We start from the raw sequence: 15,126 nt of genomic DNA, 5'->3' as shown, positions 1-15,126 counted from the left end.
TGAAGTGCTTCACGGTCTTTAGTTTTCGTTTATCATTTCGATTTGATGAGGTTAAGGTGCGATTTTCAACTTGGAAGTTATTCATATTTTTGATAATTTCTACCTATAGCGTCAATTTTGCTCGAGCCGATGCTGAACAAGAACTGGCCAAGAAACTTGCAAATCCCATCTCGAGCCTCATCAGTGTTCCTTTACAGCAAAATTACGACTGTTGTTTTGGCCCCAAGAACGCTCACCGCTACACACTCAATATTCAGCCGGTTATTCCGTTTTCGCTGAATGAAGACTGGAACCTTATTGTTCGCACAATTGTTCCAGTCGTCTATCAGCAGGCACCCGCTGCCGGTTTCGACAGTCGTTTTGGTTTGAGTGACACAGAACAGAGTTTCTTTCTTTCGCCAACTCAATCGGTAGACGGTGTAACCTGGGGCGTCGGTCCAGTGTTTCTCTGGCCCACCGCTACCAATAGCGAGCTTGGTACCGGAAAATGGGGAGCAGGCCCTACAGGCGTCATCCTCAAACAGCATGGCGGCTGGACATATGGCGCACTGGCCAATCATGTATGGTCCTACGCCGGGCACAGTGATCGCGAGTCTGTCAGTCAGAGCTTTATCCAGCCGTTTCTCACCTATACATTTCCCGATACGACAGCGTTGAATCTGTCGTCGGAAACATCCTATGACTGGACTTCAGAGCAATGGACCGTGCCAATCAACGCAGGCATATCGAAGGTCTTCAAGTTTGGAGAACAACGGGTCAGCATAGGCGTGTCGGCGCGGTATTATGCGGAGGCACCATCGGACGGGCCCAAATGGGGTGCCCGCTTCGTAACGACGTTTCTATTTCCGAAAATGTAGGAGAACGCCCCTACCCCGCAGCAGCCGTCACTCGCTTGTCATGTTCCTTATGGTCCGCAAGCTTTCGCGCAATCACAGCGCAGGCCATAAGTTGAATCTGATGAAAGAGCATCAAGGGCAAAACGATGCTGCCGACATTTGCGCCGGCGAAAATAGCGCTGGCCATAGGTGCCCCGCTTGCAAGGCTTTTCTTTGACCCGCAGAACATTATTGTGATGCGGTCTGGAAGGTTGAATCCGAGCCATTTGCTGCCATACCAGGTGACGAGCAGCACGACGATCAGCAAAACGATGTTCACGCCGACCATCATGCCGAGATCCTTCCATGAAACGGTGCGCCAAAGGCCTTCGACCACGGCTTCGCTGAAGGCAAGGTAAACCACCATCAAGATCGAGCCGCGATCAACAAAACCGAGTGCCTTGTTGTGGCGGCGCATGAAATTGCCGATCCATGGCTGCAGAATCTGTCCGAGCACGAATGGTGCGAGCAGTTGCAACAGGATGGATTCCAATGCGTCGATCGAAATTCCGCCACCGCCTTTGACAGCGAATAAGAGGCCGACCAGAAGCGGGGTAAGAAACATGCCTAAAATATTCGATGCCGACGCCGATACGATTGCGGCTGAGACGTTTCCGCCAGCAATTGACGTGAAGGCGATGGACGACTGGACCGTCGAAGGTAGAACACAGAGAAAGAGGATGCCCGTGTAGAAAGCCGACTGTGACAATCCTGGAATGCTCCAGCCTGTGGCCAGACCGAGGATAGGAAATAGAATGAACGTTGACGAAAGAACCGCCAGATGCAGTCTCCAGTGCGTTATGCCAGCAACCACAGCTTCGCGCGAGAGACGGGCACCATGCAGGAAGAACAACAGCCCGACCGCGAATTTCGTCGCCAGTGCAAACCATTCTGCAAATTCACCGTGTACGGGGATAACGGACGAAATCAGGATCGTCACGATCAGCATGCTGGTGAATTTGTCAGGCAGAAAACGCATCGTGTCGTCCAATCTTGCTGGCATTGCGGAACGCGGCGACCGCTTTAATCATAGGGCTACCAAGCCCACGTCTGTTCATAAACCTCTCGGGAGGCGTTGCAATCCTCCCAAGATCGGAAGAAGGCTCACACTTTCGAGATGAGACCTCGAACATTAAGCCGTTTCAGCTCAATTGAATTCACTCATAGCCGTTGGGATTTTTCGACTGCCAATGCCACATATCCTGGCACATTTCGCGGAGGTTCTTCTCGGCCGACCAGCCAAGGAAGTCGCGGGCAAAACTCGGATCGGCATAGCATTCCGCCACATCACCCGGACGGCGCGGCGCAATCTCATATTTGATCTCGCGGTTCGAAACATGTTCGAATGCCTTGACCACATCGAGAACGCTATAGCCCTGCCCCGTGCCAAGATTGACCGAAAAGCACTGCGGCTCGTCAAGCTTCTTGAGTGCCTTTAAATGGCCGGCGGCCAGATCTACTACGTGGATATAGTCGCGAACACCGGTACCGTCAGGCGTCGGATAGTCATTGCCCCAGACATTCAGTTTCTCACGACGGCCGGTGGCAACCTGCGCGATAATCGGCATCAGATTATTCGGAATGCCCTTTGGATCTTCGCCGATCAGGCCGCTCTCATGCGCACCGACCGGGTTGAAGTAACGAAGGATGGCGATCTTCCAGCTATTGTCGCCGTTATAGATATCGCGGAGCATATCTTCAATGACAAGCTTGGTCCGACCGTAGGGATTTGTTGCATTTAGCGACTGGTCTTCGGTGATCGGCAATTTCTGCGGGTCGCCGTAAACCGTCGCCGATGAGCTGAAAACCAAAGTTTTGACGCCGGTGGCTTGCATCGCTTGCAGCAGGCGCAGTGTGCCAACCACGTTGCAATCGTAATAGAGCATCGGCTTTTCGCTCGATTCTCCGACGGCTTTCAGACCCGCAAAGTGAATGACGGCAGTGCATTTGTGATGCCTGATCACCTGTTCCAGAAAGGCGCGATCTCGTATATCGCCTGTTTCACGGCGTGGTGCACGGCCAGCAATCTTTTCAATGCGATGCAGGGCTTCCGGGTGGCTGTTGTCAAAATTGTCGACCACAACGACATCGTGGCCAGCCTCGATGAGCTGAACACAGGTGTGCGAGCCGATATAGCCCGCGCCGCCAGTCACAAGAATTGTCATCGTTTATGTATCCGTTTGTTGAACATACCGCCCCGATGTGCGATCCCCGGCTGACTATGCAAAATCGGTAACAGACTTCAAGCCATCCGGTGCGATTCTCTTGGATGGTTGCAGTGGATCAGCAAGTTTGACGGAGCGATGATGAAACCATCCCGCAATATTGATCGTCTTCTGGAAATCATGGCAGCGCTCCGTGATCCTGAAACCGGCTGCCCATGGGATGTAGAGCAGAGTTTCGAATCCATCATGCCCTATACGCTTGAGGAAACCTATGAAGTCCTCGACGCCATAGAGCGTAACGATATGGACGATCTGCGCGAAGAACTTGGCGATCTGCTGTTGCAAGTGGTGTTCCATTCGCGCATGGCCGAAGAGCAGGGAAGCTTTGCATTTGGTGACGTCGTGGAAGCCATAACACACAAGATGATCAGGCGGCATCCACATGTCTTTGGCGACGCTGAAGCCCGAAGTGCCGGCATGGCCAAGGGGTCGTGGAACCGTATCAAGGCCGAAGAAAAAGCCGAACGAGCTTTGCGACGCTCAAAACTCGGACTGGAAACGAGCGAGAAGATTGGCTTTCTGGACGATATTCCACAAGCGTTCCCTGCCCTGCTGCGTGCGCTGAAGCTCCAGCAGAAGGCTGCGAAAGTCGGCTTTGACTGGTCTGAGGCGGCTCCGATCCTCGATAAAATTGCCGAAGAAACTACAGAGCTTAAGGAAGCCATGGCGTCAAAGCAACGGGCGGAAATCGAAGAGGAATATGGCGACTTGCTGTTTGCCATGGTCAATCTTGGCCGCCATCTTGAAATCGATGCGGAAACGGCGCTCGTCGCCGCCAATGAGAAGTTCAAGCGGCGCTTCCATTTCATTGAAAAGACGCTCGGTGAAACCGGAAGCGATCTTGACGCCGCGACCCTCGATGAAATGGAAGCCATCTGGGGGCAGGCCAAGAAAATGGGCCTCTAATCAGGCCCCTTATTTCTCGTCTTCCCACTTTGGACGGAACATCTGGTAGACGCTTTCCGTTGTTGCGAAATCCATATAGCCCAGCCTGCTGACCGGTCTTGCTTTTGCAATATCGATGAGACCGTCAGTCAGGACCTGTTCATCAATATGCACGCCTACGACTTCGCCAATGACCATATAATTGTCGGTGGCCCTGCCTTCCTTGTCCTGCAATCGTTTGATTTCTACCGCAACGCATTCAAGCGCGGCGTAGGCTTCCTTGACGCGCGGTGCTGCGATAAGCCTGCTGGGGGCTCTGGTAAGCCCGGCATACTCAAATTCGCTGGTACCACGAGGGGCGTTGACGGATGACGCATTCATCTGCGATCTCAAATGATCACTCACCAGGCTTGCTGTGAATTCGCTGGTTTCCTCGATGAATGAAACGCTGTCCTTCACACCGCTTGATGAGAACATCACCATCGGCGGTGTGTCGCAGATCGCATTAAAGAAGGAATAGGGTGCGAGATTGACAGCACCGTCCTTAGATTGCGTCCCGATCCAGCCAACGGGGCGTGGGGCGACGATTGCTTTGAACGGATTGTGAGGCAGCGAGTGCCCTTCCCTTGGTTCATAAAACATATGGCTATCCGTTAGTTAGCAAGTTGTTTTGAATTGAGCTCTAAGCTTGTGTCCATGGACCGGAATATTCGGTCACGATCTTGTCCATGTCAGCTCTCGGTCGTTCCGGCATCTTGTTTGCTGCTGTTCCGACATGAACGAACCCGGCAATGCGTTCATGGGGCGCCAGCCCCAGAAATGCGCGCGCAGGCGCGTCGTCGGCATACCAGTTTGTAATCCAGTTGGTAGCGTATCCAAGCGCGTTGGCTGCCGTGCAGAGGTTCATCGCTACGGCTCCCGCAGAAAGGAACTGTTCCCATTCTGGAATGCGTTCGTGTGCGACCGGCGACGAAACCACGCCGACAACGAGGGGCGCGCGCGAAAAGCGCGTCAGCTCTTTTTCTTTCCGCCCTTCCGGCATTGGCCCCTCAATTTCTTCAGCGCGCTGCGCAAGATACTCGCCAACTTTCAGCCGCGCATCGCCACGATACAAGATAAAACGCCAAGGCGTCAGCCGTCCGTGGTCTGGTACGCGCGCGGCAACTTTTAGCAAAGCTGCAAGCTCTTCACCCTCCGGTGCTGGTTCGGAAATAGCCGAAATCGGGGTGGAGTTGCGCTGCGCCAGAAAATCAAACACTGGATGGGCCACGGATAACCTCGTTATTAAAATGCTGCTTTTCTTTCTCCACTTAATCGGGAGAGGCTTCTTCTCGCCTGTTGCATTGGAACTGTAAAGTCTAAATTCAGGAATTGAATAATTGTAGTAAGTTTGAAAAATGCGTGTGCTGTAAGCAATTTGGCCTTGAATTCGCCACCCGCATGGGCTCAACAATAAGACATGTCGGATCGCTTGAACCTGTTTTATCCAAAGAGAAAATCCGCCCTACGCGGTCGGCCGATTTTAGCAGCCATTTTTCTTGCCGTCGGTGCGCTGCCTTCGATGGCTCAGGGCCTTGATCCGCAGACAAATATCCTGCATTTGCAGACGCCTACGAGCAGCCTGCCGGACTTGCCGTCGCCACCGCTCGATCTCCCGGCTTTGAATACTTACGCCTCCCCTTCTAGCCCAGAGAACAATCCGCTTTTCCAGACACGTGAACTCGATCTCAAGGCGCGGTTGAATGAAAGTGGCAGTGACATTCCGACCGGTCTCGTATGGCGCGTGTTCTCACCTGACGTCGGAGCAGATGGCCAGTTGCCGCTGATCGCAAGCGCACAGGGCGGAAGTGCAGTGTTCAATCTGCCGGCGGGGAGCTATCTGGTACACGTCGCCTATGGGCGCGCCGGAGCTACCAAGCGGATTACCCTCGGCAATGCGACCCGTCATGAAATAATGACACTCGATGCAGGCGGAATGAAACTCAATGCGATTTTGCCGGATGGTGGCAAGATCAATGACGATCTCCTCCGTTTCTCTATCTATGCCGATGAAGACAATAATGACCGTTCTCTTATCGTGCCTGACGTCAAACCGAACACAATCATTCGTCTCAACAGCGGCACTTACCATGTTGTTTCGAACTATGGCACGGCGAATGCAACCATCCGGGCTGACATTCGCGTGGAAGCGGGAAAGCTGACAGAAGCGACCGTTCAGCATCGCGCCGCAGAAGTCACGTTGAAGCTCGTGCGCGAGCGCGGAGGTGAAGCGCTTGCCGATACATCCTGGTCCATCCTGAATGCTTCCGGCGATGTGGTGCGTGAAAGCGCTGGCGCTTATTCCTCAATGGTTCTTATCGAAGGCGATTACGTTGCCGTCGCAAAGAACAAGGACCGGATTTATCAGCGGGATTTCAAGGTTTCATCCGGCAAGAATGAGGAAGTCGAAGTCGTCGCTAATAGCGAATCCGAGTCCGTTTCGGACAGCATGGATTAAGCAGAACGCACTTCTAATAGCAAAAGGGCCGCGCAATGCGCGGCCCTTTTGCTATTCAACCACCATTCTGAAGACGGAGCAGATCGGGCGGGGTCGCCTCTTCTACAAGCCGCGCGATGGCTTCATCAAGCGTCATGGATTCCTGATCCCGCGAACCGAGACGGCGCATATTGACGGTGTTTTCTTCCGCTTCACGTTTGCCGCAGACGAGAATCACCGGAACCTTCTGCAAGGAGTGCTCGCGAACCTTGTAGTTGATCTTCTCGTTGCGCAGATCAGTCGCAACCTGCAATCCAGCGGCTTTCAGCTTGGCTGCGGCTTGCGCTGCATATTCGTCAGCGTCCGAGGTGATCGTGGCAACGACGACCTGTACCGGAGCAAACCACAACGGCATGTGACCGGCAAAGTTTTCGATGAGGATACCAAGGAAGCGTTCCATCGAGCCGCAAATAGCGCGGTGGATCATTACCGGCTGGCGCTTTTCGGAATCCTTGTCGATATAGAAAGCACCAAAACGTTCCGGCAGGTTGAAGTCCACCTGCGTGGTACCGCACTGCCACTCACGGCCGATAGCGTCCCTCAGCGTATATTCGAATTTGGGACCGTAGAATGCACCCTCGCCCGGCAGAATACCTGTCTTGATGTTGTTCGACTGCTGCTGGATCTTTTCCAGCACGGACATCATCACGCTTTCGGCGCGATCCCAAAGCTCATCCGAGCCGACGCGCTTTTCAGGACGGGTCGATAGCTTGATGGTGATATCTTCGAAACCGAAATCCTTGTATACTGACAGGATCAGGTCATTGATGCGAAGGCATTCGGCAGCCATCTGCTCTTCGGTGCAGAAGATGTGTGCATCGTCCTGAGTAAAGCCACGGACGCGCATCAAACCATGCAACGCGCCTGATGGCTCATAGCGATGCACATTGCCGAATTCAGCAAGCTTGATTGGCAGGTCGCGATAGGACTTGAGGCCGTGCTTGAAGATCATCACATGGCCTGGGCAGTTCATTGGCTTCAGTGCGAAGACGCGATCGTCGTCGGTTTCGTCGCCGGCGACGGTCACCTTGAACATGTTGTCGCGATACCAACCCCAGTGGCCCGAGGTTTCCCAGAGCGACTTGTCAAGAACCTGCGGTGCATTCACTTCCTGATAGCCGTGGCTATCGAGGCGGCGACGCATATAGCTCACGAGATTCTGGAACATCTTCCAGCCCTTGGCGTGCCAGAACACGACGCCCGGTCCCTCTTCCTGGAAATGGAACAGGTCCATTTCACGGCCAAGGCGGCGATGATCGCGCTTTTCCGCTTCTTCAAGCATGTGAAGATAGGCTTGAAGGTCATTATCGTTGGCAAATGCGGTACCGTAAATGCGGGTCAGCATCGGGTTGTTTGCATCGCCGCGCCAGTAAGCACCTGCAACCTTCATAAGCTTGAAGGAGTTACCGATCTGGCCGGTCGAGGCCATATGCGGGCCACGGCAGAGATCGAACCAGTCGCCCTGATAATAGATCTTGAGATCCTGTCCGGCTGGAATGGCATCCACCAGTTCAACCTTGTAGTTCTCGCCTTTGTCGGCAAAAACTTGCTTGGCCTTTTCACGCGACCAGACTTCCTTGGTGAAAGGCTTGTTGCGCTGAATGATTTCGCGCATCTTTTTTTCGATCACCGGCAGATCGTCGGGCGTGAATGGTTCATTACGTGCGAAGTCGTAATAGAAGCCGTTTTCGATGACAGGACCAATGGTAACCTGTGTGCCAGGAAAGAGCTCCTGCACTGCTTCTGCCAGAACGTGGGCCGTATCATGACGAATGAGTTCCAGCGCGCGCGGGTCTTCGCGGGTCAGAATCTCAATCTTGCCGGAAGCGCCGAGAGGATCTGAAAGATCACGCACGGTACCATCTACGGCATAGGCAACAGCTTTCTTTGCAAGAGACTTGGAAATCGATTCCGCGAGGGCCGCGCCGGTCATCGACGCATCGTATTCACGCACAGAGCCATCGGGAAATTGCATGGAAACGGTATTCGACATTCTAATCATCCTTATCCAGTCCCGCCAACGATTGCGGGTGGGTTCATGCGTATGAAACTGAATTGTGGCTTCTAGTCCCTTTTTTTCAGCCAGTAAAGCGCGACAAGCCGACAGCGTCAGACCGCACCTATCTGTCCAAACAAGTTGGAATCAGCTCTTGATCGGAAGGCAGTCGATTTTCTGTTGCTTCAGTTTAACGCATGCCTTTTCTGCAGATGCAGAATCGCTGAAACCGGAAAAACGCGCGCGGTAGACCTTGCGGCGCTTTTCGGCTGGTGAAATTTCAGCCTTCAGTCCTGGCGCAATCTTATCGACCGCCGGGCGATACTTGGCAAGAAGTTCCCTGGCACCGGCAATAGTCGGAGGAGCGCCAAGCTGGATCGTCCAAGCAGATGTTCCAGCAGCAGCAGCAATCAGGAAGCCTCCATCACCCTGCTCGATGCGGGAATCGTCGATGAGATCGGCAACAACATCGGTCTTCGGTCGAACAGCAGCGACTTGCTTTGCGACGGGCCGCTGCTTCGCTATTGCGATGAACTGCCCCGTGGCTTCGGAGTCTTCTGTGCCAAAGCGGGTCAGCAGCTTGGCCATCTGGTCGTCACGCTGCCGCGCTGATCCGGCGCCGAGAACAACACCGACGAGGTGCTTATTGTTGATGACAGCAGAGGAAACGAGGTTATAGCCGGAAACATCCGTATAGCCGGTCTTGATGCCGTCGACGCCCTGATAGCGGTACATCAGATTGTTGTGGCCGTTACGAACGCGGTCGCGGAAGGTGAAGGAGCGCTGCGAAAACAGTGCGTACTGGTCAGGAAAATCCCGACGCAGTGCCATACCCAGCACAGCCATGTCGCGGGCCGTGGTTAGCTGTGTTGCCTTTGCCGTCAAACCGGAAGGATTAACGAAGAAGGTGCTTTTCATACCGATCTGGCGCGCACGCTGGGTCATCAACCGGCCAAAAGCCGCTTCCGAACCGGCAATATATTCACCCATGACCGTCGCTGCATCATTGGCTGACACGATAATCATACCGTTGATTGCATCGCGAACGGTGATCGTTTCACCCGGCTTTAACCAAAGCTTCATGCGGACCTTTGCAGCCGCATTTTTCGACACAGGCATTGCATCGTCCCAATGCAACGTGCCGGTCCTGAGCCCTTCAAATGCCAGATAGAGTGTCATCATCTTGGCCAGCGAAGCCGGTGCGCGCTGCACATTGGCATCGTCCTGACCGAGGATTCGCCCGCTATCGGCGTCGAACACGACCCAGGAGGTGCTCGCCAACGCTGTCGACGCGCAAAGCACGCTCGCACCGAGCGCAAGGGATGCAACGAGACGCAAAAAGCGGGGCGATGGTTTCAGCATAACAGCTCACAGGAATAAGGACGTCAGGGGCACATGGAAGCAAATTGCGGCCCGAAGAAGACCGCAACACAGCCTTAAATTCCAATTCTCAATGAAACGTTGATATGCTTAATGAATTATAATCGGCCAACAAAAAACTGTTAGGATTTACAGTCGTGTCGTCGGAAAAATCGAGGCCGGTTTTCAACAACCCGCCTTGCAGGTCTAAGATGCCGAGCCGCGCCAATACCGCCAGGGCAGATACCATTTGAGATCGGTGGAAAGTGTTCTGGGCACCGGATCAAAACCGTGGGTACCGAACGGTCCGCAACGCATGACGCGAAAAAGCCCCATCCAGCCGCCGCTCCAAAGGCCATGGCGGGCAATGGCTTCGTAGGTATATTCGGAACAGGTTGGCAAATGGCGACAGGAGTTGCCGATCAGGGACGACAATGTCACTTGATAGAACCGCACAAACGAGGTGCCGATCACCCTGCCGGGCGTCTTGCGCCAGGGATCGGTGAAATTTCGGCTGTAGCGCTTCGGTCCGCTCTCAGTTGTATGATCCTTGCCGCAAGAGCACATCAGGCAGCTTTAGCCTTTTCCTCGATCTGCCGTATGCAATCGACGACCGCGTCGAAAGTAAGCAATGTGGAAGCGTGGCGGGCTTTGTATTCGCGGACAGGCTCGAAATATTTCAGATCCGCGAAACGTCCTTCCGGTGCCGGACCTTCTTCCTTGAGCATCGTGTACATCTCATCGCGGACGGCTTTCAGTTCCTCTGCGGTGGCACCGATGATGTTGCGTGCCATCACGGAGGAAGATGCCTGTCCAAGGGCGCAGGCTTTAACCTCATGCGCGAAATCCGTGACGCGACCGTCAACCATCTTCAGGTAGACCGTAACCGTGGATCCGCACAGCTTGGAATGTACCTTGGCAACCGCATCAGGCTCTGGAAGGCGCCCCAGACGTTCCATGTTTCCGGCGAATTCCAGGATACGTTTGTTATAAATATCATCTATCATAGAGGCGAACCTTCCGCTTTGCCGGAGAAAAACATAAATTAGTCGCCCGACTGCGGTTTGAAGTTGCAATTTAATGTCTATATAATAGGCAGGTAGCGTCTGCGCCATGGGTAACATTAGCACAGACCCCGGGGGCAGTCGCACGAAAACCTTTCCGGTGGCCTTAAGCGCCGGATCAATACATCGCCCGCTCGCAAAGCGCATCGTTGTATTGTCCGTTTAACTCGTCTCCTCCTTGAAGGAGACTACTGGAGAATACTGATGGACGCTCGCATCCTCAAAAAAGATGACGAATCCGGCCTGCCGAACAAGCAGGCAGATGTAACTCTTTTGCACGGCAAACCGACGCAGGCCGATGCAGAAGCCGCTGTACGTACCCTTTTGCTTTGGGCCGGAGACGACCCTGAGCGTGAAGGTCTTCTTGAAACGCCGAAGCGCGTCGCCAAGGCCTATAAAGAATTGTTCGCGGGCTATACGGAAAGTCCGGAAGAAGTCCTCGGCACAGTCTTCGAGGAAGTCGGCGGCTATAACGATCTTGTCCTCGTAAAGGATATTTCGTTCCATTCGCATTGCGAGCACCATATGGTGCCGATCATTGGCAAAGCCCATGTCGCCTATCTGCCTGACCACAAGGTGGTGGGTCTCTCCAAGATTGCACGTGTCGTCGATATTTTTGCGCGCCGTTTGCAGACACAGGAAAGCATCACCGCGCAGATCGCTGACAGCATCCAGCGCATTCTGAAGCCCCGGGGCGTCGCTGTCATGATCGAGGCTGAACATATGTGCATGGCCATGCGCGGTATCCGCAAGCAGGGTTCGACGACCATCACCACCACATTTACCGGCGAAATGCAGGTGAATGCGGAGGAACAGGTTCGCTTCATGACCTTGACCCGCAGATAAGCCGCAGACAATGAGCTTTTTTCCTGTCCAGACTTCCGACAAGAAGGCCATCGAAGAAGGCGCAGCATTCATGCCGCGTTTCGATACATCGGGGCTCATCACTGCTGTTGTTACCGATGCGCGTGATGGTGAATTGCTGATGGTGGCCCACATGAACGAGGAAGCGCTGCAGCTTACCCTCGAAACGGGAATTGCGCACTACTGGTCCCGTTCGCGGGACAAGCTCTGGAAGAAGGGCGAGACATCCGGCAACCTGCAAAGCGTGGTCGAACTACGTACTGACTGCGATCAGGACGCGCTCTGGCTGAAAGTGCGCGTCGCGGGCGATGGCCCGACCTGCCATACCGGTCGCCGCTCCTGCTTTTATCGGCAGGTATTGTCAGGCGATGGAAAAATATCGCTGACGCTGGACGAAGCGGACTGCGATCACGGGCATTAACCTGGCTCAAAAGGATTTGATGGCGCGAATATGAGTCGCGCCATCAATTCGCAGCATTTATTCTTTGGATACTATGTTTGGCTACTCTGAAGCGGTTCCTGTCAAACGGAACTGTCGGAATCGCTTTAGCTATTTGTTCTACGCATTTCCTGATGCAACCAGTTTTTGTCTTTTTGCCGGAGATGCTCGAAATCGAGACGAAGAGGTGTCCATCGTCATGCTTGCATGGGGGCAGAGGCGGAAGGCTGCGAACAACGACCTTGCACCGCCGACAGAAGAAATCATTGAAAAGCCAAACGTCAGGCGTGAGCCGCGCCGGATAGCCTTGGCGCTCGGAGGCGGAGCTGCGCGTGGTTGGGCGCACATCGGCGTTTTGCGCGCGTTGGACGAAGCCAATATCGATATCGAGATGATTGCCGGGACTTCTATCGGCGCGCTTGTCGGCGGCTGTTATCTGGCCGGTAAACTGGATGAACTGGAGGAATTCGCCCGTAGTCTTACCCGGCGGCGCATGTTCAATCTTCTCGACATCACATTTCGCGGCAGCGGGCTATTCGGCGGAATGAAGCTGGACGGTCGTCTACGTGAGCATCTGGACGGGCTGAGCATTGAGGAACTTGACCGTCCCTTCGTTGCTATCTGTACCGAATTGCGGACCGGTCATGAAATCTGGCTGTCAACAGGTCCGCTTATCGATGCCATGCGCGCATCCTATGCCCTGCCCGGTGTTTTCGAGCCTGTTCGCTGGCAGGAGCGTGTTCTGGTCGATGGAGCACTCGTCAATCCAGTGCCCGTATCCGTGTGCCGTGCTTATGAACAGCGTCTCGTTCTGGCGGTGAATCTGCATTACGATCAGTATGGACGCGCGGCGGTCATCAAACATGCGCAAACGCGCCAGGAAGGGCTTGCTGATGCCATTCATGGCGAGAAGGAAGCACGTCTCGGTATTACCGGCGTAATGATGGAAGCCTTCAACATCATCCAGGATCGTATCTCCCGCGCACGCATGGCCGGAGATCCACCGGACGTGACGCTCATGCCGATCGTGGGACAAATCGGGCTTGCCGATTTTCATCGCGCATCCGAAGCTATCGATGCCGGTTATGCAGAAACATTGAAGCGGCTTGAGGATATCAAGCGCTTGCAGGGCATCGCGGGCTAAATTTACTGGCTGGTGCGAATCCAAATGAATCGGATTCGTATATTTGCTCCCCGCACTTTTCTATTCCACCACAACGCTACCTCCAGACGATGTTTTCTGGAAAAGTTTTTGTTTTGCGGAAGCCTTTGAAAAAAGCCTGGAAAACCGGGGTTTCAACTATGTCATCAATGATTGCGTGCTGGCTTATTCACATTCTTTTCCAAAAAGATTGCCGGAAGATGCAGATGGGGCTTGTGCACCCCAAAGTGATTTGCTAAATGCCCACTCGCCGACGGAGTTCGGCTCCTACCACGGGCGGTCGTGGCGGAATTGGTAGACGCGCAGCGTTGAGGTCGCTGTGGGGCAACCCGTGGAAGTTCGAGTCTTCTCGACCGCACCATCTTCTTTCAAGGACAGTTTAAAATACTTTCCCCGTAAGGGGTTTTCGTTGTTTCTTGGTTTAAGATTTTCACTTTTCTCCGATGCATTACAAACGAAAACGCGCCCTTGGAAGAAGAGCGCGTCTGGTTGATGCTACCATTTCGATCAGCTTTTACCTATCTCCGAACGGATTGCATTGCTGTGCTCTCCGAGCTTAGGCGAACGCTTGTCGAGCTTCAATTCAGCATCGGAGAAGCGAATAGGCGTCCGCAAACCGGGAACCCCTTGGGGATCGATTTTCATGGCCCTCGCCTCAAATTGCGGGTCTGCGAATACGTCAGCCACCGTATTGATCGGACCGGCGGGCACGCCGATTCTGGCGAGTTCCGTCAGAAGATCGTCACGCTTCCAAGCTTGGGTCTTTTCTTCCAGAAGTGCCGACAATACCGCGCGATTGGCTACACGCGCCGAATTACTGACGAAACGTTCGTCGGCTGCGATGTCACCAATACCAAGCAACGAAGTCAGTTTTCCGAACTGCCCGTCGTTGCCGCAGGCTATGATGAAATAGCCGTCGGAAACGGGCAGCGTCTGATAGGGCGCGATATTCGGATGCGCATTTCCCATGCGCTTTGGCGAAACACCTGAGGCCAGAAAGTTCATCGCCTGATTGGCAAGGACCGCCGACATGCAATCGAAGAGCGCCATGTCGATATGCTGGCCAGTGCCGGTGCGTTCGCGCATTATAAGCGCGGACTGGATCGCAATCACGCTGTAAAGACCGGTGAAAATGTCCGCAAAAGCGACGCCGATTTTCTGCGGCTCACCGTCAGGTTCGCCAGTGAGATCCATGATTCCGCCCATACCCTGGATCATAAAATCATAGCCTGCCCGCTCGGCGTATGGGCCAGTATGGCCGAATCCTGTAATCGAGCAATAGATCAGACGTGGATTAATGGCCTTCAGGCTTTCATAGTCGAGACCATACTTGTCGAGCCCGCCAAGCTTGAAGTTTTCGATGACAACATCAGCCTCAGCCACAAGCTGGCGCACCAGTTCCCTACCCTCTTCTGTGCGGAAATCGGCCGTGATCGAGCGTTTGCCCCGATTGCAGGCGTGGAAATAGGCCGCGGACCGTTCGCCCTCCACATCGATGAATGGGGGGCCCCATTTGCGCGTATCGTCTCCTTCAGGACTTTCCACCTTGATGACATCGGCTCCAAGATCAGAAAGTGTTTGTCCTACCCATGGCCCGGCAAGAATGCGCGCCAGTTCTATAACTCTGAGACCATCGAGCGGCGTGTTCTGCATTTCCAGTAATCCCGTACAAATAAGAAAGAGGCCCGCCCGCGAACTGCGAACGGGCCTGAATGGAAGGC

Annotated in this window: 15 protein-coding genes and 1 tRNA gene; 7 read left to right on the top strand and 9 right to left on the bottom strand. The window is 54.0% G+C overall.

Going from position 1 to position 15,126, the window contains the following annotated elements; translation table 11 throughout:
• Window positions 1-89: 89 nt before the first annotated feature.
• A complete protein-coding gene (locus FJQ48_RS15870; RefSeq protein ID WP_247870401.1) occupies window positions 90-857 on the top strand; it encodes a hypothetical protein in 768 nt (255 codons plus the stop codon).
• Window positions 858-867: 10 nt separating this feature from the next.
• On the opposite strand, the gene FJQ48_RS15865 is transcribed toward FJQ48_RS15870, so the two are convergent.
• Both FJQ48_RS15865 and galE read right to left on the bottom strand, forming a co-directional pair.
• Window positions 868-1,854: a bile acid:sodium symporter family protein gene (locus tag FJQ48_RS15865; protein ID WP_139975927.1), complete on the bottom strand. Its 987-nt coding sequence runs from the start codon at window positions 1,852-1,854 to the stop codon at window positions 868-870.
• Window positions 1,855-2,032: 178 nt separating this feature from the next.
• A complete protein-coding gene (gene galE, locus FJQ48_RS15860; RefSeq protein WP_139975926.1) occupies window positions 2,033-3,040 on the bottom strand; it encodes a UDP-glucose 4-epimerase GalE in 1,008 nt (335 codons plus the stop codon).
• 141 nt (window positions 3,041-3,181) lie between these two features.
• Here galE and mazG point away from each other — a divergent pair, with 141 nt between their 5' ends.
• A complete protein-coding gene (mazG, locus tag FJQ48_RS15855) occupies window positions 3,182-4,006 on the top strand; it encodes a nucleoside triphosphate pyrophosphohydrolase (protein WP_139976317.1) in 825 nt (274 codons plus the stop codon).
• 9 nt (window positions 4,007-4,015) lie between these two features.
• On the opposite strand, the gene FJQ48_RS15850 is transcribed toward mazG, so the two are convergent.
• Entirely contained in the window at window positions 4,016-4,627 is a 612-nt protein-coding gene (locus tag FJQ48_RS15850) for a flavin reductase family protein (protein ID WP_139975925.1), read from the bottom strand.
• 40 nt (window positions 4,628-4,667) lie between these two features.
• Window positions 4,668-5,255: a nitroreductase gene (locus FJQ48_RS15845; protein ID WP_139975924.1), complete on the bottom strand. Its 588-nt coding sequence runs from the start codon at window positions 5,253-5,255 to the stop codon at window positions 4,668-4,670.
• 291 nt (window positions 5,256-5,546) lie between these two features.
• Here FJQ48_RS15845 and FJQ48_RS15840 point away from each other — a divergent pair, with 291 nt between their 5' ends.
• Window positions 5,547-6,482 (top strand): hypothetical protein, encoded by a 936-nt coding sequence (locus FJQ48_RS15840; RefSeq protein ID WP_247870412.1) that lies wholly within the window; start codon window positions 5,547-5,549, stop codon window positions 6,480-6,482.
• Window positions 6,483-6,537: 55 nt separating this feature from the next.
• Here the strand turns inward: FJQ48_RS15840 and thrS are convergent, their stop codons facing one another.
• The 4 genes from thrS to FJQ48_RS15820 all read right to left on the bottom strand — a co-directional run bounded on the left by thrS (window position 6,538) and on the right by FJQ48_RS15820 (window position 10,883).
• Window positions 6,538-8,514 carry a threonine--tRNA ligase gene (gene thrS / locus FJQ48_RS15835; protein ID WP_139975922.1) on the bottom strand — a complete coding sequence of 659 codons (1,977 nt, stop codon included), beginning with the start codon at window positions 8,512-8,514 and terminating at the stop codon, window positions 6,538-6,540.
• A 150-nt stretch (window positions 8,515-8,664) separates the two neighbouring features.
• Window positions 8,665-9,879, bottom strand: coding sequence for a D-alanyl-D-alanine carboxypeptidase (locus FJQ48_RS15830; RefSeq protein WP_139975921.1), 1,215 nt, complete (start codon window positions 9,877-9,879; stop codon window positions 8,665-8,667).
• A gap of 204 nt (window positions 9,880-10,083) precedes the next feature.
• On the bottom strand, window positions 10,084-10,443 hold the full coding sequence (gene yidD / locus FJQ48_RS15825) for a membrane protein insertion efficiency factor YidD (RefSeq protein ID WP_139975920.1): 360 nt from the start codon (window positions 10,441-10,443) through the stop codon (window positions 10,084-10,086).
• Window positions 10,443-10,883, bottom strand: coding sequence for an iron-sulfur cluster assembly scaffold protein (locus tag FJQ48_RS15820; RefSeq protein ID WP_139975919.1), 441 nt, complete (start codon window positions 10,881-10,883; stop codon window positions 10,443-10,445). The genes yidD and FJQ48_RS15820 overlap by 1 nt, the downstream gene beginning before the upstream one ends.
• Window positions 10,884-11,144: 261 nt before the next feature.
• Between FJQ48_RS15820 and folE the strand changes: the two genes are divergently transcribed.
• The 4 genes from folE (at window position 11,145) to FJQ48_RS15800 (ending at window position 13,766) form a co-directional block, all read left to right on the top strand.
• On the top strand, window positions 11,145-11,786 hold the full coding sequence (gene folE, locus FJQ48_RS15815; RefSeq protein ID WP_139975918.1) for a GTP cyclohydrolase I FolE: 642 nt from the start codon (window positions 11,145-11,147) through the stop codon (window positions 11,784-11,786).
• Window positions 11,787-11,796: 10 nt separating this feature from the next.
• The gene (gene hisI, locus FJQ48_RS15810; protein ID WP_139975917.1) at window positions 11,797-12,225 is read left to right on the top strand and encodes a phosphoribosyl-AMP cyclohydrolase; all 429 of its coding nucleotides are present in this window, start codon (window positions 11,797-11,799) and stop codon (window positions 12,223-12,225) included.
• 217 nt (window positions 12,226-12,442) lie between these two features.
• Complete coding sequence (locus FJQ48_RS15805) at window positions 12,443-13,387, top strand: patatin family protein (protein ID WP_139976316.1); 945 nt, start codon at window positions 12,443-12,445, stop codon at window positions 13,385-13,387.
• Window positions 13,388-13,681: 294 nt separating this feature from the next.
• Window positions 13,682-13,766 (top strand) — tRNA-Leu (locus FJQ48_RS15800).
• A gap of 146 nt (window positions 13,767-13,912) precedes the next feature.
• Here FJQ48_RS15800 and FJQ48_RS15795 read toward each other — a convergent pair.
• Entirely contained in the window at window positions 13,913-15,058 is a 1,146-nt protein-coding gene (locus FJQ48_RS15795) for a CaiB/BaiF CoA-transferase family protein (RefSeq protein ID WP_139975916.1), read from the bottom strand.
• Window positions 15,059-15,126: the final 68 nt, after the last annotated feature.

The organism is Ochrobactrum sp. CGA5, assembly GCF_006345815.1.
In the GTDB taxonomy this organism is placed as follows: Bacteria; Pseudomonadota; Alphaproteobacteria; order Rhizobiales; family Rhizobiaceae; genus Brucella.
The sequence above is the reverse complement of the archived record's forward strand: the minus strand, read 5'-3'. Positions and strand labels throughout refer to the sequence as shown.